We start from the raw sequence: 23363 nt of genomic DNA on the forward strand, positions 1-23363 counted from the left end.
GAGCCGTTCCGCGGGGGCCGGAGGCCGGGCGGGAGGCCGGGCGGGAAGGACGCGGAGGCGTGCCGGGTCAGCTCAGTGCCCGGTAGCGGCGCTCGGGCCGTCCCGTGCCCCCGTACCGCAGCGTCACCTCGGCCCGCCCCGTCTCCGCGAAGTATTCGAGGTAGCGGCGGGTGCTGACCCGGGAGAGCGCCCCCGCCTGCGCGCACTCGGACGCGGACAGCCCCTGGGGGTGCTCCCGCAGGATGCGCTCCACCAGATCGGCCGTGTGCGCCGCGAGGCCCTTGGGCAGTTCGCGGGAGCCCGGCGGGCGGGTGCCGAATATGTGGTCCACGTCCTCCTGGCGGGCCTCCTGCCGGGCCTCGTCCAGGGCGTCGAGCCGGTTGCGCAGCGAGGCCACATGGTGCAACTGCTCCACCAGCGCCGACCGGTGGAACGGCTTGATCAGATAGTGCAGCGCACCGGCCCGCAACGCCGCCCTGACCACGCCCGCGTCGCGGGCGGCGGTGATGAAGAGGGCGTCGATACTGTGCCCGTCCGCGTCCCGCTCCTCCGCCGCACGCAGCTCCCGCAGCACGCCGATCCCGTCGATGTCGGGCAGATAGATGTCGAGCAGTACCAGATCGGGGCGCAACCGCCGGGCCGCGCGCAGCGCTTCGGCGCCGCTGTGGGCCACCCCGACGACCGTAAATCCGTCCATCGCGGACACATAGCGGCTGTGCAGCTTCGCGACCATGAAGTCGTCGTCCACCACCAGCACCTTTGTCACGCGGCCACCGTAGAGCGCGACCACAACGACCACAACGTCCGTTGATTCCGGAACGGAGACAGGCCGTCAACACGCGGGCAACATGTGGGCCACTTCACAGCGAAAGGCGGAACCCGTGCGATTGCGCACTCCACTCGCCCTGCTCGGGGCGGCGGTGCTGGTGCTCGTGGGGCCGCCGCTGCTCTCCACGGGCGGCGGCTCGGACAGCGGCACGCAGATCCCCGGACTGCGCCTCATGGTCCCCAACACCCCCGGCGGCGGATACGACATCACGGCGCGCACCGCCGCCAAGAACGCCGAGGACGCCGGACTCACCCACAACGTCGAGGTGTTCAACCTCCCCGGCGCGGGCGGCACCGTCGGCCTGACCCGGCTCGTGGGCGAACACGGCAACGGCAGGCTCGCGATGTCCATGGGCCTCGGCGTGGTCGGCGCGGTCCACACCAACAAGTCCCCCAAGACCCTGGGTGACACGACCCCGATCGCCCGGCTCACGGAGGAGCAGGACATCGTCGTCGTCGCCAAGGACTCCCCGTACAGGAGCATCGGCCAACTGCTCACCGCGTGGAAGGCCGACCCGGCCGGACTCCCGGTCGGCGGCGGGTCCTCGCCCGGCGGCCCCGACCACCTCGCCCCGATGCTGATGGCGAAGGCCGCGGGCATCGCCCCGAAACAGGTCAACTACATCCCGTTCGACGGCGGCGGCGAGCTGCTCGCCTCGATCCTCGGCGACAAGGTCGCCTTCGGCGTCTCCGGGGTCGGTGAATACCTCGACCAGATCAAGGCGGGCGAGCTGAGGCTGCTCGCCGTCACCGGTCCCAGGAGGGTCCCCGGACTCGACGCCCCCACCCTCCGCGAGGCCGGGCTGGACACCGACTTCACCAACTGGCGCGGCATCGTCGCCCCGCCCGGTCTCTCCGACGCCGAACGCGACAAGCTCGTCGGCCTGGTCCGGAAACTGCACGACTCGAAGCAGTGGAAGGACTCGATGAAGAAGAACGGCTGGGACGACGCCTTCCTGACCGGCGACGCCTTCGGTGACTTCCTGGACGCCCAGGACCGGCGCGTCGCCACGGTCCTCAAGGAGCTGGGACTGTGACCACCGACGACACGGCGCCCACCGCCTCCGTCCCTGCTCCCGTCCCTGCTCCCGACCCTGCCTCCGCCTCCGCCTCCGGGCGCGGCTCCTGGCTGCGCGACCACTCCGAACTCGGCGTCTGCGTCCTGCTCCTCGCCCTCGGCGTCCTGGTCCTCACCGACGCCCTCACCATGAGCGTCACCCTCACCCAGCGCGGCCCCGTCGGCCCCAGGACCGTCCCGGTCGTCATCGGCGCCGGACTGCTCGTGGTCGCCGTACTCCTCGCCGTGGACGTCCTGCGGGGCGGTCGCGGCGAGGCGGAGGGAGGCGAGGACATCGACCTCGCCGAGCCCGCCGACCGGAAGACCGTGCTCCTGCTCGCCGGGGTCTTCCTCGCGAGCGCCGTACTGATCGACCCGCTCGGCTTCCCGGTCGTCGGCGCGCTGCTCTTCTGGGGCTCCGCCCATGCGCTCGGCAGCCGGCACCACGACCGCGACCCGCTCATCGCGGCCGGACTCTCCCTCGTCACCTACTTCGTCTTCGACAGCCTGCTCGGGGTCCCGCTTCCGGGCGGCCCGCTGATGGGGGTGCTCTGACCGATGGATTCCCTCAACTCCCTCATCGACGGCTTCGGTACGGCGCTCACGCCGGCCAATCTGCTCTGGGCCGCCCTCGGTGTCCTGCTGGGCACGGCGATCGGTGTGCTCCCCGGCATCGGGCCCGCCATGGCGGTGGCCCTGCTGCTGCCGGTCACCTACGGACTCGAACCGACCGGCGCGTTCATCATGTTCGCCGGGATCTACTACGGCGCGATGTTCGGCGGCTCCACCACCTCGATCCTCCTCAACACCCCCGGGGAGAGCGCGGCCGTCGTCGCCGCGATCGAGGGCAACCCGATGGCGAAGTCCGGCCGCGGCGCCCAGGCGCTGGCCGCCGCGGCGATCGGACACTTCGCGGGCGGGATGATCGGCACGATCCTGCTGGTCGTCCTCGCCCCGACGGTGGCCTCCCTGGCCGTCGACATCGGGGCCCCCGACTACTTCGCCATCATGGTGCTGGCCTTCATCGCCGTCACCTCCGTCCTCGGCTCCTCCCGCGTCCGCGGCCTCGCCTCCCTCCTGATCGGTCTCACCATCGGCCTCGTGGGCCTGGACCAGATGACCGGCCAGCAACGCCTCACCTTCGGCTCGCTCCAACTGGCCGACGGCATCGACGTGGTGATCGTCGCGGTCGGGCTCTTCGCCATCGGCGAAGCCCTCTGGGTCGCCGCCCATCTGCGCCGCTCCACCGGCGAGCCGATCCCCGTCGGCCGCCCCTGGCTCGGCCGGGCGGACCTCGGGCGCACCTGGAAGCCCTGGCTGCGCGGCCCCCTCATCGGCTTCCCGTTCGGCGCGATCCCGGCGGGCGGCGCGGAGATCCCCACCTTCCTCTCGTACGTCACGGAGAAGCGGCTCTCCAAGCACCGGGCGCAGTTCGGCAAGGGCGCCATCGAAGGGGTCGCGGGGCCGGAGGCGGCGGCCTCCGCCTCCGCCGCGGGCACGCTCGTCTCGATGCTCACCCTCGGCCTGCCCACCACCGCGGTCGCCGCCGTGATGCTGGCCGCGTTCCAGCAGTACGGCATCCAGCCCGGCCCCCTCCTGTTCGAACGTGAACCCGAGCTGGTCTGGGGCCTCATCGCCTCGCTCTTCGTCGGCATGGTGCTGCTGCTCGCCCTCAACCTGCCGCTGGCACCCGTGTGGGCGAAGCTGCTGCGGATCCCGCGCCCGTACCTGTACGCGGGCATCCTGTTCTTCGCCGCGGTCGGTGCGTACGCGGTCGGCGGCGAGTCGCTCGACCTGGTGATCCTGCTGGTGATCGGTCTGATCGGGTTCGGGATGCGGCGGTACGGGCTGCCGGTGCTCCCCGCCGTGATCGGGGTGATCCTCGGCCCGGCCGCCGAACAGCAACTGCGGCGCGCGCTCCAGATCAGCGACGGCAGCCTCTCGGGCCTGGTCAACACCCCGTTCTCGGTGACGGTCTACGCGATCGTGGTGCTGATCGTGGCCTGGCCGCTGGTGCGCGGGCTGGTGGTACGCCGGCGCGCGACGGAGCGGAAGTAGCACAGGGGGCCGCCCGGGGGGATCCGGGCGGCCCGTGCGTCCCAGGGGCCCCGCGCTGTCGGTGGCGGCTGAGATTATCGACCGCATGACGACGATCGACTGGGACGCCGCCGCCGACTCCTTCGACGAGGAACCCGACCACGGGCTGCTCGATCCGGCGGTCCGCCACGCCTGGGCCGGGCGGCTGGAGAACTGGCTGCCCGCCACCGGCTCCGAGGTGCTCGACCTGGGGTGCGGCACCGGCAGCCTCGCGCTGCTCGCCGCCGGACAGGGGCACCGGGTCACCGCCGTCGACCGGTCGCCGCGGATGGCCGCGCAGGCGCGGGCCAAGCTCGCGGGGACCGGCTCCGAGGTGCTCGTCGGGGACGCCGCCGACCCCCCTCTGGGCGACCGGCGGTTCGATGTGATCGTCGCGCGGCACGTGGTGTGGCTGCTGCCCGACCCGGCGGCGGCCCTTCGCCACTGGTTCGGTCTGCTGAAGCCCGGCGGGCGGCTGGTGCTGATCGAAGGAGTGTGGGGCGGGGTCGGCCTCCCCGCGGCCCGTCTCACCGCGCTGCTCGCTCCGCACACCGAGCGCATCCACCACGAGGCCCTCTCCGGTGACGCCCGGCTCTGGGGCAAGGAGGTGGACGACGAGCGGTACGCCCTGGTGGCCCGCGCGGAGCCGCCGCGGCGGCACACGGAGGTCGTCGACGTCCATCTGATCCTCCGCCGCGGCCCCGATGTCCTGCTCGCCCGCCGGGCCGGTACGGGATACGCGGACGGGCTGCTCCACATGCCCTCCGGCCACGCGGAGGACGGCGAGGACGTCCGGGAGGCGATGATCCGGGAGGCGGCCGAGGAGATCGGTGTGGAGCTGGACCCCGAGGAGCTGCGGGTCGCCCTCGTGATGCAGCACCGGGGTCCCGCCGGCGCCCCGCGCATGGGCTGGTTCTTCGAGGCGGAGTACGACGCGGCCCGCCCGCCCCGCAACGCCGAACCGGGCAAGTGCTCCGAGCTGGCCTGGTTCCCGCTGGACGCCCTGCCGGACGACATCGTCGCCTACTGCCGCGCGGGCCTCGACGGATACCGGGCGGACGAGCGCTTCCTGATCCACTGGCACGAGGACGGCGACCCCATCGCCTACGACCCGGCGGGCATCGCGCGGGCCGTCCCGCTCCGGCCCGCCGGGGCCGACACCGGCAGGGTCCACCACATCGAGCTGTGGGTGAGCGACCTGGCCGGGGCCGAGCGGTGCTGGGGCTGGCTGCTCGGCCGCCTCGGCCATGTCCCGTACCAGCGCTGGCAGCACGGCCGCAGCTGGCGGCGCGGCAGCGCCTATCTCGTCCTGGAGCAGTCGCCCGACCTGGCCCGGGGCCCGCACGACCGCCGCCGCCCCGGCCTCAACCACCTGGCCTTCCACGTCCGGGACCGGGCCACCCTCGACGCCCTGGTGGCCGAGGCCCCCACGCACGGCTGGCGGCTGCTCTTCCCCGACCGCCATCCGTACGCGGGCGGCGGCGAGCACTACGCCGCGTATCTGGAGGACACGGCGGGACACGAGGTGGAGCTGGTGGCGGGCACCCGTCCGCACACTGATCCACCGGGGACGGCGGCACGGCGCTAGAGCGCGTGCGCGACGTCCCCCCGGGCCGTCGCGCACACGGCCTGAGGGCTGTCCCGCCAGGGATGACGGGACAGTCCTCAGGCGAGCAGCGGGGCCAGGCCTTCGGTACGGGCGAGCTGTTCCAGTTCGTCCAGCGCCCGGACCGCCGCTCCGGCCGCGTCCGGGTCACGCCCGGCGAGGCCGCTCTGCGTGAACTCGTCCTCGTCCAGCCGCAGTACGGACGTGCCGTCCGCCGACACCCACAGATCCAGGTCCAGATCCTCGACCGACAGCACACCGTCCGCCAGGACGGCGGGCCGGGTGATGTCGCAGTACCAGCCCTTCAGCTCCCCGTCCCCCGTACGCACCTCCTTCACCGCGAACCACCGGTCCCGCCAGTAGTGCTCGGTGAAGACGTCGCCCGGCTCGAACCGTACGAAGCCGAAGTCCCGGACACCGGGCGCCGCCCAGGGGGCCCGTACGGTCACCCGGGTGCCGTCGTCGCGCAGCAGCCCGGCGGGGTAGCGGATCTTGGTGCGGCCCGCCTTGGTCAGGGCGACGAGGACGGCCACCGGTTCAGACGAGGGTGCGGACATGACGTACCTCCGTGGCACAGATCCGGTAGCCGAACCAGTCGTTGATCGCCAGCATCGGACCGTTGCCCGCGTCGTTTCCGGTGTACGCGTCCGTGTACCCGGCGGCGCGCGCCCGGTGCAGGGAGTCGTTCTTCGCGAGCTTCGCCAGCCCCCGGCCGCGGTATGCCCGGCGGGTGCCGGTCATACCCGTCGAGTAGGTGGTCCGCCCGTCGGTCGTGGCCGCGCTGAATGCGGCCACCTCGCCGTCCACCATCGCGACCGAGGTCAGCCCGCTGTCGAAGCAGGGATGGCGCCACGTGCTGTTCAGCCAGTCCTCGTAGTCCGCGAGTTCGCTGGGGGTGTCGCTGGGCTCGTCCGCCGTCGTCTCCGCGTCCGCCTCGAACAGCGGCCGCGGATCGTCGGCGAAGTCGGCCGCCGTACGCAGCTCGACGCCCGCGGGGACCTCCTGACGCGGCGGCAGCGTGCCGTTCGCCAGGTCGAGGTGCAGGAAATGGGCGGGCCGCCTCGCCGTGTAACCGCGCTTCCGGGCGAACTCCCGGTTGGCCGGTTCGTCGAGGACCCAGGTGTAGACGGCGACGGCCCCGATCCCGGCCAGATACTCCTCGGCGGTGGTCAGCAGCAGCGAGCCCGCCCCACGACCCAGCCGGTCCGGACGGGTGTACGGATTGCAGAACCCCTGCCCCGGCTCGGGGCTCTCGTGCGCGATGCCGACCTGTGCCGTGGCGATGATCTCCCCGTCCTCCTCGGCGACGAGCAGCCGGTAGCGACGGTCGGGGTGGGAGGCGTCCAGATCGAAGGTGATCTGTTCGGCGGTGGCCACCATGTACGGAAGTGCGGCCCGCCGTACCCGGACCCAGCCCTCCGCGTCGGTGGGCCGGAAGTCGCGAACGATGACAGTCATGCGCCGGACGCTACGTGGAGCCCGGCCCGAACCGCTCCCCAATTTCCCGCGGTGGGGGAGAATCGGCCCGTGACCCTGAAGATCGCCATTGACCCGGATGCCGGCATCGCCCCGTACGAGCAGCTGCGCACGCAGCTCTCCGAACTGGCCCGCTCCGGCGCCCTGCCCGTCGGCCACCGGCTCCCGACCGTACGCGGCTTCGCCGATGAGCTCGGCCTCGCCGCCAACACCGTGGCCAAGGCGTACCGCGCGCTGGAGGCCGACGGGGTGATCGAGACCCGCGGCCGGAACGGGACGTTCGTCGCGGCCGCCGGGGACGCGGCCGAGCGGAAGGCCGCGACCGCCGCACAGGAGTACGCCGAGCTGGCCCAGCGGCTCGGCCTGTCCCGGGCACAGGCGGTGTCGCTCGCCCAGGACGCGGTGCGGGCCGCGTACACACGATGACGGCGCCCCAGGGGTAATCGACGGGCGCGGGCACGGGCCGGTGGACAGGGGCACGGGCCGGCGGAGGCGGGCACGCGCCGCCCCGGAGACGGAGTCAGAGCCGGAGTCGGAGTCGGAGTCGGAGTCAGAGGTAGAGGCCCGCGTCCGCACCCGCGTCCTGCTTCGGTACCGACGCGGGTCCGCTGCCGCGCCGCAGCGCGTACAGCTCCGCCAGCGTCGCGCCCTCCCGGCCGAGCCCTTCCTCCGTACCCAGCCAGGACACCGACTCCTGGCGGGTCAGCGAGCCCACCTCGATCCGGGCCAGACAGCGGCCCGGCCTGACGACCGCCGGGTGCAGCCGCTCCAGGTCCTCGTTGGTGGTGACCCCCACCAGGACGTTGCGTCCCTGACCCAGCAGGCCGTCCGTCAGATTCAGCAGCCGGGACAGCGCCTGGCCCGCCGTGTGCTTGGCCTCGCCGCGGATCAGTTCGTCGCAGTCCTCCAGGAGCAGCAGGCGCCAGCGCCCCTTCGCCGTGCCGTCGTCCTCGCCGATCGCGATGTCCATCAGATAGCCGACGTCGTTGAACAGCCGCTCGGGATCCAGCACACAGTCGACCTGGCACCAGTCGCGCCAGGACCGGGCCAGGGTGCGCAGCGCGGACGTCTTGCCGGTGCCGGGCGGACCGTGCAGCAGGAGCAGCCGGCCCGCGATGTCGTCCGGGGTCACCTTCATCAGCCGGTCCATGGCCTGAGCCACCGGAGCCGTGTAGTTGGGGCGGACCTCGTCCCAGGTCCCGGCGGCGATCTGCCGGGTGGTGCGGTACGGGCCGCGGCGGGGGGAGACGTACCAGAAGCCCATGGTCACGTTGTCGGGCTGTGGTTCCGGTTCGTCCTGGGCGCCGTCCGTCGCCTGCCCGAGCACCTTCTCCGCCAGCTCGGGGCTGGTCGCGGTGACGGTGACATCGGCGCCCCGGTTCCACCGGGAGACCAGCAGGGTCCAGCCGTCGCCCTCGGCGAGGATGGCGCTGCGGTCGTCGTCGCGGGCGGCCCGCAGCACCTTGGCGGCCGGGGGCAGCAGTGTCGCACCGGACTTGACGCGGTCGAGGGAGGAGCTGTGGGAGTACGGCTGCTCGCCCGTCGCGAAGCGGCCGAGGAACAGCGCGTCGACGACGTCGGAGGGTGAATCACTGTCGTCGACGGTGAGCCGGATCGGCAGAGCGGACTCAGGGTTGGCAGACATGGCGCCCATGATCCGGTACGGGGCGACCCCGCGCACCCAGGTTTCACCACCTCGTGCGGGTCGACCGTACCCGGCTCCCGTCGAACTCAAGGGGGCGGTAAGGCGCATTCGCCAAGAATCTTTGACATGGACACTTCCTGTTCCATGGGTGCTGCTGCTACCACGGACGGAGCAGATATCCCTGCTCAAGGAGGTCCCATGAATATGTCCAGACTCGTGGCGTTCTCGTCCTCTCTCCTGCTCGGTACCGCGCTCGCCCTCACCGGGGCAAGTGCGGCCAACGCCGCCGAAACCGTCAAGGCCGTCGACTACGTGGCCCTTGGCGACTCGTACTCCTCGGGCGTCGGGTCCGGCAGCTACGACAGTGCCAGCGGCGACTGCAAGCGCAGCACCCGCGCCTACCCGGCACTCTGGGCCGCCGCCAACTCCCCCTCCTCGTTCGCCTTCACCGCCTGCTCCGGTGCCCGTACCGGGGATGTCACGGGCGGTCAGCTCGGCCCGCTGAACTCCTCGACCGACCTGGTCTCGATCTCCATCGGCGGCAACGACGCGGGCTTCGCCGACGTCATGACGACCTGTGTCCTCCAGCCGGAGTCGACCTGCCTCGGCCGGATCGCCACGGCGCGCGCCTACGTCGACTCCACCCTGCCCGGCAAGCTCGACTCCGTGTACGCGGCGATCAGCGCCAAGGCTCCCTCCGCCCGGGTCGTCGTCCTCGGCTACCCCCGCTTCTACAAGCTCGACGGCAGCTGCCTCGCCGGTCTGAACGAGAAGGAGCGCGCCGCCATCAACGGCGCCGCCGACTACCTCAACGCGGCCACCGCCAAGCGGGCCGCCGACCACGGCTTCACCTTCGGTGATGTCGCGAAGGCCTTCGCCGGGCACGAGATCTGCTCAAGCAACGTCTGGCTGCACAGCCTGAACTGGACCAACATCGGTGAGTCCTACCACCCCACCGCCGCCGGACAGTCGGGCGGCTATCTGCCCGTCCTGAAGTCGGCCGCCTGACCGCGTCCGCCCCGTGGATCAGGAGGCCCCGCCGGTCGGGGTCTCCTTGTCCGCGGGACCGGAATGGACAGGAAATCGACCGGTACGGACCGGTACGGACCTGAACGGACCGGGGGGCCGACGCCGGCCCGATCTGTCCAAGTCGCCCTGGAATCGGACAGATTCGGTAACTGGTCGTCAACCTCCGTATGTGTGTGCTCAATCCTGCAACCGGGATACACGAGTGTCATCGCGGGGCGATAGGGTTAACCTGCCCGGGCCGGGTGCCCTCGTACGGGTGGGGAGTGACATGGAACAGATAACGGTGCGAAGCAGGCCGCGAGTGCCTGCCATTACCTGCGGCAGCAGCGCGACCAGTTCGCGCCTCGACCGCCATCTCGCGGTGCTCGGCGGCCCTGCCGTCCCGCAGCGCGACTCGGCGGAAGCGACCCTGCTGATGCGTGAGCTGACCTCGCGCGATGCCGCGCACCGCCGCCGGAGCAAGAGCGCGCGTGTCTCGCTCTTCGCACCGCTGCGGCGACTGCGGCGCTCGCTCTTCGGCAGCCGCCGCTGATCAGACGGCACGTCACCACTGATCCGGCCCGTCACCCGGGGCGGATCAGGCGATCACACCGTCCCGGCGTAGCACTGCTGTGTGCCCGTCCGTCATTCCCAGGGCCCGCAGCAGTGCGTCGGTGTGCTCACCCAGCGCCGGTACGGCGTGTACGCGGCAGCTTTGTCACCCCTGCCCTGCGGCACCCCCCTGCCCCACGGCCACCGCCCGCCTCGGGGCCGCTCCCGCCCCCCCGGCCCGTTCCCGCCGCACGGCCCCGTTCCCGCCGCAACGTCCAGCCTCTTCGCGGCCGGTCACAGCAGCGCGAACTGTCCGTCCGGGCCCTCCTCGTGGTGATCGAGCACGGAGGCGGGCCGCCGCGACGCAGCCGCGACCGGCAGCACCCCGGCGCTCAGCAGCTCCTCGCGGGAGAGCAGCGGCGCCCCGAGCAGCCGCGCCCGTAGCGTCCGCTGCCCGGCCCGGAGCCCGTCGAGGAGCGCGAGGACGGTGATGAGTTCGAGCAGCTCCGAGGTCCACTCCTGGCGCCAGCCGTGCGGGCCGACCGTCTCCAGACCGCCGCCACCGGGCTCGCCTCCGGCCCCTGTGACCGCTGCCGCTGCCGCTGCCGCTGCCGCTGCCGCTGCCGCTGCCGCCGCCGTACGCCGCTCGATCCAGAGCTCCAGCATCCGTACGCCACCCACCCGGAACTCCCACGCCCCGGCGGGTACGGGGGAGATGCGGCCCTCACCGATGGCGAGCACCTCCTCGCCGGGGTCGTAGCCCAGCGTGAGCGGCCGGGGCGGGATCGCCGCCCGCACATAGGGGCGACGGCCGCCCGGCAGCCGGGGGCGTTCACCGCCACGTGCTCCGCGCAGCTGCGCCCGCATCAGCTCCCGGCCCAGCTCCACCCCGGCCGACCACAACGGTCCGTCGGCGGGCAGCGGTACGGAGCAGCCCGCGGGGGAAGGACGGGCGACGGCGAGCACCCAGGCCAGTACGGACTCGGCGGTGGGCGCGTCCGGGCCGGTGCGGCCCTCGCCCCCGATCCGGCGGCGCAGCAGATCGAGCAGGCCCGGTGCGAGGTTGGGTTCGCTGCCGCCGGGCCGCCGGAAGAGCGGCCGGATGCGGCCGGGCCGCCCGGCGGGGGAGTGCCCGTCGGGAAGCAGCGCCGTCACCGAGAGGGCGGGTCCCGGGGCCTGCGGTACATACCCGTGCTCGATGGCGAAGAGCTGGTGCTCGTCCGCGACCCGCCACAACTCGGGGCGGGCGGCGTCGATCAGCCGGTGGTCGGGGATCAGCCACTGTTCGTCGTAGGGGCCGTGCAGGATGCGTACGGGTTCGGGGAAGGGCCCGGGGTTCCGGGCGAACCTGCCCGTCGCGGTGTTCCGGCCGGGCAGCGCGGCGACCGGGGTGTGCGGCGTACGGGAGCGGCTGGGCCCGAACAGCCGTTCCTGCTCGGCGCCTTCGGCCCGGACCAGCAGCTCCCACCGTGCTTTGAGCGTCGCCCGGTCGGGGCCGGTCACCCAGGGGCGCCCGGTTCTGAGCGGTCGTACCGACCACGGCATCAACTCGTCGAGCAGCGGGAAATCCGCGTCCCCGCCGGCCCCGGCCGCCCTCCGCGCTGCCACCGTGTCGTCCTCCCCCTCGCCACGTCCGCCGAACCTCCGGCATCGTAACGGCGGGGCATGACCCCATGGGGTGGTGTCAGTGCGCCTCGACCGTCACGGAGAAGGAGAAACGGTCCCCCCGGTACCTGATCCGCGCCACGTCCACGACCCGGCCGCCGTCGTCGTAGGTCACGCCCGTGTAGTGCAGGATCGGGCTCAGCAGCGGAATCCGGAGCAGTTCGGCGGTGACCGGGTCGGCGAGGCGGGCCTCCACGGTGTCGGTGATCCGGGAGATCCGCACCCCGAGGGCGTCGCGCAGTACCTTCGTCATCGGCCAGCGTTCGAGATCGGCCACATCGAGGCGGGCCGCGACCTCGGGACGCAGGGCGTTCTCCGCCCAGTTGGTGGGCTCGCCCGTCTCGTCGTCGCAGCGCAGCCGCCGGTAGCTGACCACCTCGGCGCAGTCCGGGAAGAACTCGGCGAGGTCGCCCGGGACCGCGCCCGGACCGTGGCCCAGGACGGTGGTCCGCTCGCCCGACTGCTGTGCCACGATCGCGTCGACCGAGCCCAGCAGTCGGACCGGCGAGACGCGGCGGGCGCGCGGCTCGATGAACGTGCCGCGCCGCCGGTGCCTGCTGATCAGCCCTTCCGTCTCCAGCTCCTTCAGGGCCTGGCGCATGGTCAGGACGCTGACGCCGTAGTGCACGGCGAGCTGTTCCTCGGTGGGCAGCCGCGGCGAGGCGTCCTGCGGGCGGCCGAGTATCGAGGCCCGCAGCGACTGCGAGACCTGGTACCAGAGGGGGAGCTTCCGGTTCAGCACCAGCGAGTCGGGGGCGAAGGCGGGTGTGTGGCGCACCTCGTCCACCCGGAGCGTCCGGCCCTTGCTGTCCGCCCCGCCCGGCTCACCCACCTCGTTCACCCCGCTCACTCGGCCACCTCGGTCATCCCTCTCCGCCGGCGCCCCGCGCCGCCGTGTCCCGCTCCGCGCCTACGGGCGGAAGTTGCGGGTCAGACCCTGCCATACGTCGTCGTACCCGCGTTGCAGGTGGTCGGCGGTCGCGGCCTGTGCGGTCGCCGTGACGGGCCAGCGGGTCTCGAACATGAAGGCAAGACCGTCGTCGATCTTCTGCGGCTTCAGCTCCGCCGCGCTCGCCCGTTCGAAGGTCGCGTGGTCCGGGCCGTGCGCGGACATCATGTTGTGCAGCGATCCGCCGCCCGGGACGAAACCGTCCGCCTTCGCGTCGTACGCCCCCTCGATCAGTCCCATGTACTCGCTCATCACATTGCGGTGGAAGTACGGCGGGCGGAAGGTGTCCTCGCCGACCAGCCAGCGCGGGGCGAAGACGACGAAGTCCACCCCGGCGAGACCGGGGATGTCGGACGGCGAGGTCAGCACCGTGAAGATCGAGGGGTCGGGGTGGTCGTAGCTGATCGTGCCGATGACATTGAAACGGCGCAGGTCGTAGACGTACGGGGTGTGGTTGCCGTGCCAGGCGACGACATCGAGCGGGGAGTGGTCGTATGTCGCCGACCAGAGGTTGCCGCAGAACTTGTTGACGACTTCGACGGGGCCTTCGCGGTCCTCGTACGCGGCGACGGGCGCCAGGAAGTCCCGCGCGTTCGCCAGGCCGTTGGCGCCGATCGGGCCGAGGTCGGGGAGGACGAACGGCTGGCCGTAGTTCTCGCAGACGTAGCCGCGGGCGGTGTCGTCCAGCAGCTCCACCCGGAACCGCACGCCGCGCGGGATCAGCGCGATGTGCCCCGGTTCGGCGCGCAGCAGGCCCAGTTCGGTGCGCAGCAGCAGGCCGCCGTGCTCCGGGACGATCAGCAGCTCGCCGTCCGAGTCGCTGAACACCCGGTCCGTCATCGAGGAGTTGGCGTGGTAGAGGTGCACGGCCATGCCGGTGCGCTGCCCGGCGTCGCCGTTGCCGCCCAGCGTCCACAGACCGGACAGGAAGTCGGTGCCGGGGGAGGGGGCGGGCAGCGGGTTCCAGCGGAGCCGGTTGGGGTCGGGGACCGACTCGGTGAACGGCGCGGTGCGCACGGCGCCGTTGTCGACGCGGACGAACGGCGGGTGGGCGGCCGAGGGGCGGATCCGGTAGAGCCAGGAACGGCGGTTGTGGGCCCGCGGTTCGGTGAACGCGGAGCCGCTCAGCTGCTCCGCGTACAGGCCGAGAGGGGCACGTTGCGGCGAGTTGCGGCCGTGCGGCAGGGCGCCCGGAACCGCCTCCGTGCTGTGCTGATTGCCGAAGCCTGACGAATACGCCGGCTCCTCCGCCGTCTTCCCCGCCTGCTCGATGCCGCTCATCATGCGCTCCCGGTGCTGAGAATCCCTGAAATCCGCCGGACAACGAATCCTATGGGTAACCGTAGGAATCGGAACAGGGCGCGTCAACGGCATTCGTGGTGCGCAAGGGGGTTCCAAAAGTTGAACAATGCTCTACTCTCCCGCACATGTCGTGGACACGCAGAGTTCTGGTGGTTCTCGCGGCGCTCGTCGCCGCGTTGCTCGCGGCTCCGGCCGCCCAGGCGCACGAAGAGCGGCCCCTCACCCTTCCCGACGGCACCGGCAGCGTCCCCCAGTACCGCACCGGTGCTCCGGATCTACTGGTCTGCAAGAGCGACCGGGCGGACTTCGTACGCCGGATATCGGGCTTCCCGGCGCAGCTGCGGACCCGGAACCTGGCCCTCTTCGAACAGTGCCGGACGTCCGGCTACCGGCATCTGCAACAGGCCGTCGACGCCGCCGTCCGGCCCGGGACCACCATCGCGATCCTGCCCGGCCTGTACGAGGAGGAGCCCTCGCTCCCGAAACCGGCCGGGGAATGCGCCCGGCTCAAGGCCCCCGACTCGCAGCTCGGCTACCAGATCCTCACCTACGCACAGCAGAAGCAGTGCCCGCACAACCAGAACCTGGTCGCGATCCTCGGCAAGAAGGACCTCCAGATCGAGGGGACGGGCGCGAAGCGCACGGACGTCGTCATCGACGCCAAGTACCAGAAGCTCAACGCGATCCGCGCCGACAAGTCCGACGGGATCTACTTCAAGAACTTCACCGCCCAGCGCACCACCTTCAACTCCCTGTACGTCCTGGCCCAGGACGGCTTCGTCATCGACGACGTCCTCACCCGGTGGAACGACGAGTACGGCTTCCTGACCTTCGCCAGCGACCACGGGCTCTACAAGAACTGCGAGTCGTACGGGAACGGCGACTCCGGCATCTACCCCGGCAGCGCCTCGGACATCAACGACGGCCGGGGCTACGACGTCCCCCGCTACTCCATCGAGATCACCGGCTGCCGCAGCCACCACAACATGGTCGGCTACTCCGGCACGGCGGGCGACTCCGTCTATGTCCACGACAACGAGTTCGACCACAACATGGGCGGCGCCTCGATGGACAGCGCCTTCCCCGGACACCCCGGCCTGCCGCAGAACCACGCCCGTTTCGAACGCAACCTGATCCATGACAACAACGCCGACTACTACCGGTACGTGGCCGACGGCACCTGCGCCAAGCCGCCCGTGGAGCGCGGCTACGAACAGGGGGTCGTCTGCCCGCAGATCTCCATGCCGCCGGGCACCGGAATCATCACCGCGGGCGGCAACTGGAACCTGTACGAGAACAACTGGATCTACGGGCACCGGCGCGCCGCCTTCTTCCTGAGCGCCGCCCCCGCGTTCATCCGGGGCGAGAACTCCCTCGCCAAGCAGGCCGACACCTCCCACCACAACCGGTACGCCGGCAATCACCTCGGCACGGACAAGGAGGGCAGGTCCCGGCCCAACCGCACCGACGTGTGGTGGGACGGGCAGGGCGACTCCAACTGCTGGCAGCCCGGAACGGGAGCCGCCACCCCGCGCACCCTGCCCGAATGCGGCGCGGAACGCGGTGAGGTGTCCTGGCCCACCGACCGGCTGACGGGCGAGCCGGTGAAGCTCGCCCATCTGCTGGTCTGCGCCGACTACAACGTGCAGGCGCGACGGCTGCCGGCCGGCTGCGACTGGTACGGGGCACGGGGCATCGAACGCATCGAGGTGCAGGCGGCCCTCGGGCTCGCCGCGGTCCTCGCCCTGGTCGGCGGGGTGCTGTGGTGGCGCAGGCTGCGCCACAGCCGGACCCTGACCGTGCTGACCCTGCTGGGCGGTGCCGGTCTGGCCCTGGACGTGGCCGGTTCCACCATGGGGCTCGCCTCCTCCTATCTGCCCGCCGCGGCCCTGTTGCTGACGGGTGTGTGGTGGACCGGTACCGGGCTCGCGCTGCGCCGGGAGCGGCCGGGCTTCGGCTGGACCACCGTCGTCCTGGGCGCGCTCACCCTGCTGGACGCCTTCGACAAGGCGGTCCTGATGATCCCGTGGATCCCGCTGAGTCCGGCGTGGGCGCGGGGGTTGCTCGGCGTGGTGTGGGTGCTGTGGGCGGTCGTCGTCGCCGCCCGCCACGGCGCGGAGCCGGAGCCCGCGCCCGCGAAGGACGCCGACGAGCACGCCGAAGGGGCCACCGGCGAGCAGGCGGCCGAGCACTCCGCCGGACAAGGGGCCGAGCACGCCTCCGGGCACACGGAGGCCGCCGGTGCTCCGGAGGGGCAGCCCTCCACGACCCGCACTCCGCCGAACGGAGACGCCTCATGAAGCCGCCCCGCGCCCGCGTCCGTCTCCGCGGCGGAGGCGGCCCCGCGCCCGTCCGTCCCCGCACCCGTCTCCGCGGCGGAGGCGGCCCCGCGAGGGCCGGGCTCGTCCGCGGCGGTCTGCTCGCCCTTCTCGCCGCGGCCGTCCTCGTCCTCGGGGCGAGCGGCTGCGGCGGGCGCGCCACCACGCATCACAAGCCCGGGACCGGCCACGAGCAGGCGAGCGGTGCCGTCGGGCGGCTGCTGGCCACCGAGGACGGCAGCGGTCACCGACTGCGCCAGGTCGACGCCGACCGGGCGCCGGAGGTGGCACTCTCCGTACGGCCCGACTCCGAGGACGGCTGGAACGTCCATGTCTCCGTACGGAACTTCCGCTTCACCCCGGACAGCGTGGGCGGCGCCGCGCTCGCCGGGCGCGGCCATGTCCGCCTGTTCCTCGACGGGCGCCCGCTCGCCCGGCTCTACGGTCCCTGGTACCACCTCCCCAGCACACTCGCCCGCTCCACCACCGGTGAGGGCCGCTCCCTCACCGCCCGGCTCTACGCCGACGACCACACCGCCTGGGCCGTCGCCGCCAAGCCCATCCAGACCACCACCCCTCTCGCTCCCGGCACTTCCGCAACGTCCGGTACCTCCGGGAGCCCCACGCACCCGTCGGATCCGCCGCCCCGGCCCGCCGCCGACCGCATCCTGGACATCACCGTCTCCCACGGCAAGGTCAGCCCCGCCCCCGGCCGCACCGAGGTCCGGAAGGGCGAACGCGTCGCCCTCCGCGTCCGCACCGACCGCGCCGACACCCTCCACGTCCATGGCTACGACAAGGCGGCCGAACTGCCCGCCGGTCGCACCACCACCCTCACCTTCACCGCCGACCGCACCGGGCTCTTCGAGGTCGAGACACACGAGTCCGACCTGCTCCTGACCCAACTCGTCGTACGGTGACGGCGGATCCCGAAGGCGCGGTGCGCACGGCGACCGTCCTCGCCCACGGCGTCGGCTCCGCACACGACCTGCCTCTCTCGCCCTTCTACGCCTTCGCGGGAGCCTTCGCCGCGCTCTTCGTCTCCTTCCTCGCGCTCGGCCTGCTCTGGTCCGCCTCCCGATTCCGGGGCGATCGGGCGGGCCGCCCGATCCCCGGCGCCGTACAACGCCTCGCCGACGCCCGGCCGACCCGCCTCGCGGCGCGCGTGCTCGCCCTGGCCGCCGCCCTGTTCGTGCTGCTCCACCTCCTCCTCGGCCCTGACGACCCGGAACTCAACCCCGCCCCCGGCGCCCTCTATGTGCTCCTCTGGGTCGGGCTCGTCCCCGCTTCCCTGCTCCTGGGCCCCGTCTGGCGGCTGCTCAATCCGCTGCGCACCGTGCACCTCCTCCTCTGCCGCGCCCTGCGCCGCGACCCCGCCACCGGCCGCCCCCTCCCCGTCCGCCTCGGGCTGTGGCCCGCCGCGGCCGGACTCCTCGCCTTCACCTGGCTCGAACTGGCCTCGCCCGACCCCGCGTCGTCCTCCGCCCTCCTCCTCTTCCTCGCCCTCCACTCCGCGGTCCACCTGGCGGGGGCCGTCCGCCACGGCGCCCGCTGGTTCGACCGTGCCGACGCCTTCGAGGTCTACTCCGGCCTGCTGGCCCGCCTTTCCCCGCTCGGCCGCCGCCCGTCCGACCGCCGTCTCGTCCTGCGCTCCCCGTTCAACGGACTGGACGCCACCGAGCAGGGCCCCGGACTCGTCGCCACCGTCTGCGTGATGCTCGGATCCACCGCGTACGACGGCTTCTCCGACTCCCCCTCCTGGATCACCACCGTGCAGACATCACCCCTGGGCCGCACCCCGACCGCCACGCTCGGACTCCTCGGTGCCGTCGCCCTCGTCGCCGCCCTCTACGTCCTGTGCGCCGGAGCCACCCGGCTGATCTCCGGCACCCTTCCGCACCCGCTCACCGCCTTCGCGCACTCGCTCGTCCCGATCGCCCTCGGCTATCTCGTCGCCCACTACTTCACACTCTTCGTCACCGAAGGTCCACGCACAGTCATGGTGGCACTCGGCACTGACAATCCCGCTCCGCCCCCGCCGTTGCTGGGGCCGGGCGCTCTCGCCACGCTCCAGGTCGCCGCCATCGTCCTCGGTCATGTCCTGGGGGTCGTGGCCGCGCACGACCGGTCCGTCCGGCTGTTCCCGCCGGCCCGTGCCGTCGCCGGGCAACTGCCCCTGCTGGCCCTGATGATCGCGTACACCCTCGGCGGGCTCGCCCTGCTCATCGCCTGACGGACCGGCGTCCACCACCCCTGCCCGCAGAGGAGACCCACGGCATCATGGAGCCCGTGCCCCATGCGAACCCGAACCTCCGCCGTGCCCCGGTGCAGCAGCGCAGCACCGTACGTCTCGCCCGGATACTCGACGCCTGCGCCGAACTGCTCGACGAGACCGGCTACGAACAGCTCTCCACCCGTGCCGTCGCCGTCCGGGCGGAGGTGCCCATCGGCTCCGTCTACCGCTTCTTCTCCAACAAGCGGGCGCTGGTCGACGCCCTGGCCCTGCGCAATCTGAACAGCTACGCCGACCGCATCACTGCGCGGCTGACCGATATCGGGGCCGCCGACTGGCGGGGGGTCATCGACGCCGTACTCGACGAGTACCTGGCGATGAAGCGGACCGTCCCCGGCTTCGCCCTCGTCGACTTCGGCGCCCCGTCCCCGGTCGACGACCCGTTGGGCGACGCCAACCGGCGGGTCGCGGGCCGGCTCGCCGAACTGCTCTCCGGCCACCTCGGGCGCAGCTCCGACCCGGACCTGCTCCGGGCGATCCTGGTCAGCGTCGAGGCCGCCGACGCCCTCTTCCAACTCGCCTTCCGCACGGACCCGTCGGGTGACCCGGCCATCGTCGCCGAGACCCGGATCCTGATCAGGGCCTACCTCGGGCAGATCCTCGACTGACCGGTGCGGCCAACCCCTCCCCGCCATGCGTACCGGTCGGTATGCTCGGCCGGGCCGGTGCGGGGGCCGGGGCAACCGCCCTGCCTGCCCGGCCCATGTCCGCGCGCCACTTCCGTCGCCGCCCGGGGAGGGCCCATGTCCCACGACGCCCACGACTCCCACGACGCCGTTGAGTCCCACGACTCCCACGACGCCGTTGAGCCCCGCAACTCCCGTACCGCACCGCGTATCTGCCCCCTCTGCGAGGCCACCTGCGGTCTCACGCTCACCATCGAGGGAAACAGGGTCACCGGAGCCCGCGGCGACCGGGACGATGTGTTCAGCCGGGGGTTCATCTGCCCCAAGGGCGCGTCCTTCGGCGGACTCGACGCCGACCCGGACCGCCTGCGCACCCCGCTCGTGCGCCGGGACGGTGTGCTGCGGGAGGCGACCTGGGGCGAGGCGTTCGACATGATCGCCGCACGGGTCCCCGCGCTGATCGAGGCGCATGGGCGGCAGAGCGCCGGTGTCGTCCTCGGCAACCCCAACGTGCACACGATGGCCGGTGCCCTCTATCCGCCGCTCCTGCTCGCCACGCTCCGTACCCGCAATCTGTTCACCGCGAGCACCCTCGACCAAATGCCGAAGCACGTCTCCAGCGGGCTGCTCTTCGGCGATCCGAACGCCATCGCCGTGCCCGACCTGGACCGCACCGACCACCTGTTGCTGCTCGGCGCCAACCCCCTCGAATCCAACGGCAGCCTCTGTACCGCCCCCGACTTCCCGGGCAAGCTCAAGGCGCTGCGCCGCCGCGGCGGCACCCTCACCGTCATCGACCCGCGCCGCACCCGCACCGCCCGCCTCGCCGACCGGCACGCGGTGATCCGGCCCGGCACCGACGCCCTGCTGCTGGCCGCACTCGCCCAGGTCCTGTTCGAGGAGAAGCTCACCGCCCCGGGCGCCCTGGCGGAGCACCTCGACGGACTCGACGAACTCGCCCGAGCCATGGGGGACTTCACCCCCGAAGCGGTCGCCGGGACCTGCGGCATCGACGCCGCCACCATCCGTGCGATCGCCCGCGAGCTCGCCGCCGCCCCCACCGCCGCCGTCTACGGGCGCATCGGCAGCTGCACCGTGGAGCACGGCACCCTCGCGAGCTGGCTGGTCGACGTCCTCAACATCCTCACCGGCAACCTCGACCGCCCCGGCGGCGCCCTCTTCCCGCTCTCCGCCACCGGCCGCGCCCCCCGCCCCGCCGCACCCGGCAAGGGCTTCGCCCTCGGCCGCTGGACCAGCCGGGTCTCCGCGCACCCCGAGGCCAAGGGCGAACTGCCCATCGCCGCGCTCGCCGAAGAGATCCAGACCCCGGGCGACGACCGCATCCGGGCGCTGATCGTGCTCGCCGCCAACCCCGTGCTCTCGGCACCGGACGGCGACCGCCTCGACCGGGCCCTCGCCGACGGGCTCGACTTCATGGTCAGCGTCGACCCGTACCTCAACGAGACCTCGCGCCACGCCGATGTGGTGCTGCCCCCGCCGCCGCCGTCGCAGAGCGGCCACTTCGACTTCGCGTTCAACTCCTTCGCCGTCCACAACCAGGTCCGCTACACCCGCCCCGCGATACCGCTGGAGGACGGCCTGATGGACGAGAGCGAGATCCTCGCCCGCCTCGTCCTGGCCGTGGGCGGGATGCACGGAACGCCCCCGGAGGCCGTCGACGACCTGGCCATCGGCACCGCGCTCACCAAGGCGGGCGCCCCGAAGGAACTCGCCGCCGAACTGTCCGGTCTCACCGGCCCCGAACGCCGGCTCGACCTGATGCTGCGCCTCGGCCCGTACGACATCACGCTGGACACGCTCCTCGCCCACCCGCACGGCATCGACCTCGGTCCGCTCGGGTCGCGCCTCCCGGAGATCCTGCGCACCCGCAGCGGACGCGTCGAGCTCTTCCCGGCACCGATCGCCGCCGACCTGCCGAGGCTGCGCGCCGCCCTGGACGAACGGCGGGGACGGGACGGGCGGCCCGCGCCGCTCCTCCTCGTGGGCCGCCGCCATCTGCGCTCCAACAACAGCTGGATGCACAACGTGGCCGCCCTGCGCGGCGGCACCAACGTCTGCACCCTCCAGATCCACCCCGACGACGCGGCCCGCCTCGGACTGGAGGACGGCGCCATGGCCCGTATCACGGCCGACGGCGGTGAGGTCGAGGCCCCGGCGGAGATCACGGAGACGGTGGGCACCGGAGTGGTGAGCCTGCCGCACGGCTGGGGGCACAGCCGCCCCGGCGCCCGGATGTCCGTCGCGGCGGCGGACCCCGGCGTCAACGTCAATCAGCTGCTCGACGGCTCGCTGCTCGACCCGCTCTCCGGCACCGCTGTGCTCAACGCCTTCCCCGTCTCCGTAGCACCTGCCCATTGACCTGGGGTTTTGCTCGTATTGCTCGCGCGTCAACATCTTGTTAACGCCGCGACGGGGCACCTAACGTCATCCGGACCGCCGACTCCGGTGGGAGTTCAAAGGTGAACGTGAGGTGTCCCACATGCTGACAATCCTCGGCTTTGCCATGATTGCCACCTTCTTGGTGCTGATCATGACGAAGAAGATGTCGCCGATCGCGGCGCTGGTCCTGATCCCCGCACTCTTCTGTGTCGCCGTCGGCCAGGGGGCCGAGCTCGGCGACTACGTCATCGAGGGCGTCGGCAACCTGGCACCGACCGCCGCCATGCTCATGTTCGCCATCGTGTACTTCGGCGTGATGATCGACGTCGGCCTCTTCGACCCGATCGTCCGGGGCATCCTGCGCTTCTGCAAGGCCGACCCGCTGCGGATCGTCGTCGGTACGGCGGTCCTCGCCGCGATCGTCTCGCTGGACGGCGACGGCTCCACCACCTTCATGATCACCGTCTCGGCGATGTATCCGCTCTACAAGCGCCTGAAGATGAGCCTGGTCGTGATGACCGGCGTCGCCGCCACGGCGAACGGGGTCATGAACACCCTGCCCTGGGGCGGTCCCACCGCCCGCGCCGCCACCGCGCTCAAGGTGGACGCGGCCGACATCTTCGTCCCCATGATCCCGGCGCTCGCCGTCGGACTGCTCGCCGTCTTCATCCTGGCGTACGTCCTCGGCCTGCGTGAGCGCAAGCGGCTCGGCATCCTCACCCTGGACGAGGCCCTCGTCCAGGACCCGGCGACCGAGACGGTGCTCGTCGGTGCGGGTGACGGTGGCGACCGTACCCGCAAGGTCTCCGGCGGAGCCGGTACGGGGACCGGCGCGGGCACGGATGCCGACGCCGCACCCGCCACCGGGAGCGACGGGAGCGACGGGGACGACGGGAACGACACGGACGGCGACGAGGAGTTCAAGGGCCTCGACCCGAACCGGTCCACGCTGCGTCCCAAGCTCTACTGGTTCAACGCCGGTCTCACCGTGGCCCTGCTGACCGCGATGATCATGGAACTGATGCCGATCCCGGTTCTCTTCCTGCTCGGCGCGGCCCTCGCCCTCACCGTCAACTTCCCGCACATGCCCGACCAGCGGGCCCGGATCGCGGCCCACGCGGACAACGTCCTCAACGTCTCCGGCATGGTCTTCGCCGCCGCCGTCTTCACCGGTGTCCTGACCGGCACCGGCATGGTCGAGCACATGGCCGACTGGCTCGTCGGCGCCATCCCCGACGGGATGGGCCCGCACATGGCCATCGTCACCGGTCTGCTCAGCCTGCCGCTCACGTACTTCATGTCCAACGACGGCTTCTACTTCGGTGTCGTCCCCGTCCTCGCCGAGGCCGGAGCCGCCCACGGCGTCTCTCCCCTGGAGATCGCCCGCGCCTCCCTGGCCGGGCAGGCCCTCCACATGTCGTCCCCGCTCGTCCCCGCCGTCTACGTCCTCGTCGGCATGGCGAAGGTCGAGTTCGGCGACCACACCAGGTTCACCGTCAAGTGGGCCGTGCTCACCTCGCTGGTGGTGCTCTGCGCCAGCATCCTCTTCGGCATCATCTGAT

The 23363-nt window shown here is 72.1% G+C and carries 20 protein-coding genes; 13 read left to right on the forward strand and 7 right to left on the reverse strand.

The genetic code is table 11. The features are described from left to right. Nucleotides 1–67: 67 nt before the first annotated feature. Nucleotides 68–766 (reverse strand): response regulator, encoded by a 699-nt coding sequence (locus tag A6A29_RS41280; RefSeq protein WP_073729563.1) that lies wholly within the window; start codon nucleotides 764–766, stop codon nucleotides 68–70. Nucleotides 767–881: 115 nt separating this feature from the next. Between A6A29_RS41280 and A6A29_RS41285 the strand changes: the two genes are divergently transcribed. The 4 genes from A6A29_RS41285 to A6A29_RS41300 all read left to right on the forward strand — a co-directional run bounded on the left by A6A29_RS41285 (nucleotide 882) and on the right by A6A29_RS41300 (nucleotide 5549). After that, complete coding sequence (locus A6A29_RS41285; RefSeq protein ID WP_073729051.1) at nucleotides 882–1865, forward strand: Bug family tripartite tricarboxylate transporter substrate binding protein; 984 nt, start codon at nucleotides 882–884, stop codon at nucleotides 1863–1865. Further along, nucleotides 1862–2440 (forward strand): tripartite tricarboxylate transporter TctB family protein, encoded by a 579-nt coding sequence (locus A6A29_RS41290; protein WP_073729053.1) that lies wholly within the window; start codon nucleotides 1862–1864, stop codon nucleotides 2438–2440. Before A6A29_RS41285 ends, A6A29_RS41290 begins: the two co-directional genes overlap by 4 nt. Before the next feature lie 3 nt (nucleotides 2441–2443). After that, nucleotides 2444–3943, forward strand: a complete 1500-nt coding sequence (locus tag A6A29_RS41295; RefSeq protein WP_073729055.1) for a tripartite tricarboxylate transporter permease — start codon at nucleotides 2444–2446, stop codon at nucleotides 3941–3943. A gap of 85 nt (nucleotides 3944–4028) precedes the next feature. After that, nucleotides 4029–5549: a trifunctional class I SAM-dependent methyltransferase/NUDIX hydrolase/VOC family protein gene (locus A6A29_RS41300; RefSeq protein ID WP_073729057.1), complete on the forward strand. Its 1521-nt coding sequence runs from the start codon at nucleotides 4029–4031 to the stop codon at nucleotides 5547–5549. Nucleotides 5550–5626: 77 nt separating this feature from the next. On the opposite strand, the gene A6A29_RS41305 is transcribed toward A6A29_RS41300, so the two are convergent. After that, a complete protein-coding gene (locus A6A29_RS41305) occupies nucleotides 5627–6124 on the reverse strand; it encodes a DUF402 domain-containing protein (RefSeq protein ID WP_073729059.1) in 498 nt (165 codons plus the stop codon). After that, nucleotides 6105–7025, reverse strand: a complete 921-nt coding sequence (locus A6A29_RS41310; protein ID WP_073729061.1) for a GNAT family N-acetyltransferase — start codon at nucleotides 7023–7025, stop codon at nucleotides 6105–6107. The genes A6A29_RS41305 and A6A29_RS41310 overlap by 20 nt, the downstream gene beginning before the upstream one ends. Before the next feature lie 69 nt (nucleotides 7026–7094). Here A6A29_RS41310 and A6A29_RS41315 point away from each other — a divergent pair, with 69 nt between their 5' ends. After that, entirely contained in the window at nucleotides 7095–7469 is a 375-nt protein-coding gene (locus A6A29_RS41315; RefSeq protein WP_073729062.1) for a GntR family transcriptional regulator, read from the forward strand. A gap of 124 nt (nucleotides 7470–7593) precedes the next feature. Here A6A29_RS41315 and A6A29_RS41320 read toward each other — a convergent pair whose 3' ends face one another. Next, nucleotides 7594–8688, reverse strand: a complete 1095-nt coding sequence (locus A6A29_RS41320) for a DUF5925 domain-containing protein (protein WP_385728791.1) — start codon at nucleotides 8686–8688, stop codon at nucleotides 7594–7596. A gap of 198 nt (nucleotides 8689–8886) precedes the next feature. On the opposite strand from A6A29_RS41320, the gene A6A29_RS41325 reads away from it, so the two are divergent. After that, entirely contained in the window at nucleotides 8887–9696 is an 810-nt protein-coding gene (locus A6A29_RS41325) for an SGNH/GDSL hydrolase family protein (RefSeq protein WP_073729064.1), read from the forward strand. 289 nt (nucleotides 9697–9985) lie between these two features. Next, on the forward strand, nucleotides 9986–10249 hold the full coding sequence (locus tag A6A29_RS41330) for a hypothetical protein (RefSeq protein ID WP_073729065.1): 264 nt from the start codon (nucleotides 9986–9988) through the stop codon (nucleotides 10247–10249). 293 nt (nucleotides 10250–10542) lie between these two features. Here A6A29_RS41330 and A6A29_RS41335 read toward each other — a convergent pair whose 3' ends face one another. The 3 genes from A6A29_RS41335 to hmgA form a co-directional block, all read right to left on the reverse strand. Further along, on the reverse strand, nucleotides 10543–11856 hold the full coding sequence (locus A6A29_RS41335) for a type ISP restriction/modification enzyme (RefSeq protein WP_073729066.1): 1314 nt from the start codon (nucleotides 11854–11856) through the stop codon (nucleotides 10543–10545). Nucleotides 11857–11932: 76 nt separating this feature from the next. Then, the gene (locus tag A6A29_RS41340) at nucleotides 11933–12700 is read right to left on the reverse strand and encodes a GntR family transcriptional regulator (RefSeq protein WP_107468423.1); all 768 of its coding nucleotides are present in this window, start codon (nucleotides 12698–12700) and stop codon (nucleotides 11933–11935) included. Between the two features lie 123 nt (nucleotides 12701–12823). Continuing rightward, on the reverse strand, nucleotides 12824–14143 hold the full coding sequence (gene hmgA, locus A6A29_RS41345; RefSeq protein ID WP_073729067.1) for a homogentisate 1,2-dioxygenase: 1320 nt from the start codon (nucleotides 14141–14143) through the stop codon (nucleotides 12824–12826). A gap of 146 nt (nucleotides 14144–14289) precedes the next feature. On the opposite strand from hmgA, the gene A6A29_RS41350 reads away from it, so the two are divergent. From A6A29_RS41350 to A6A29_RS41375, 6 genes are all read left to right on the forward strand, one after another. Continuing rightward, a complete protein-coding gene (locus A6A29_RS41350; protein WP_079183256.1) occupies nucleotides 14290–16464 on the forward strand; it encodes a right-handed parallel beta-helix repeat-containing protein in 2175 nt (724 codons plus the stop codon). Continuing rightward, entirely contained in the window at nucleotides 16461–17402 is a 942-nt protein-coding gene (locus A6A29_RS41355; RefSeq protein ID WP_241838852.1) for a cupredoxin domain-containing protein, read from the forward strand. The genes A6A29_RS41350 and A6A29_RS41355 overlap by 4 nt, the downstream gene beginning before the upstream one ends. Beyond that, entirely contained in the window at nucleotides 17399–18715 is a 1317-nt protein-coding gene (locus tag A6A29_RS41360) for a hypothetical protein (protein ID WP_073729068.1), read from the forward strand. Before A6A29_RS41355 ends, A6A29_RS41360 begins: the two co-directional genes overlap by 4 nt. A 47-nt stretch (nucleotides 18716–18762) precedes the next feature. Continuing rightward, a complete protein-coding gene (locus tag A6A29_RS41365; protein WP_073729069.1) occupies nucleotides 18763–19383 on the forward strand; it encodes a TetR/AcrR family transcriptional regulator in 621 nt (206 codons plus the stop codon). 135 nt (nucleotides 19384–19518) lie between these two features. Next, entirely contained in the window at nucleotides 19519–21780 is a 2262-nt protein-coding gene (locus tag A6A29_RS41370; RefSeq protein ID WP_079183257.1) for a molybdopterin-dependent oxidoreductase, read from the forward strand. Between the two features lie 121 nt (nucleotides 21781–21901). Continuing rightward, nucleotides 21902–23362: a CitMHS family transporter gene (locus A6A29_RS41375; RefSeq protein ID WP_073729070.1), complete on the forward strand. Its 1461-nt coding sequence runs from the start codon at nucleotides 21902–21904 to the stop codon at nucleotides 23360–23362. The last annotated feature ends 1 nt before the right edge of the window (nucleotide 23363 follow it).

It is taken from the genome of Streptomyces sp. TSRI0281, assembly GCF_001905125.1.
In the GTDB taxonomy this organism is placed as follows: domain Bacteria; phylum Actinomycetota; class Actinomycetes; order Streptomycetales; family Streptomycetaceae; genus Streptomyces.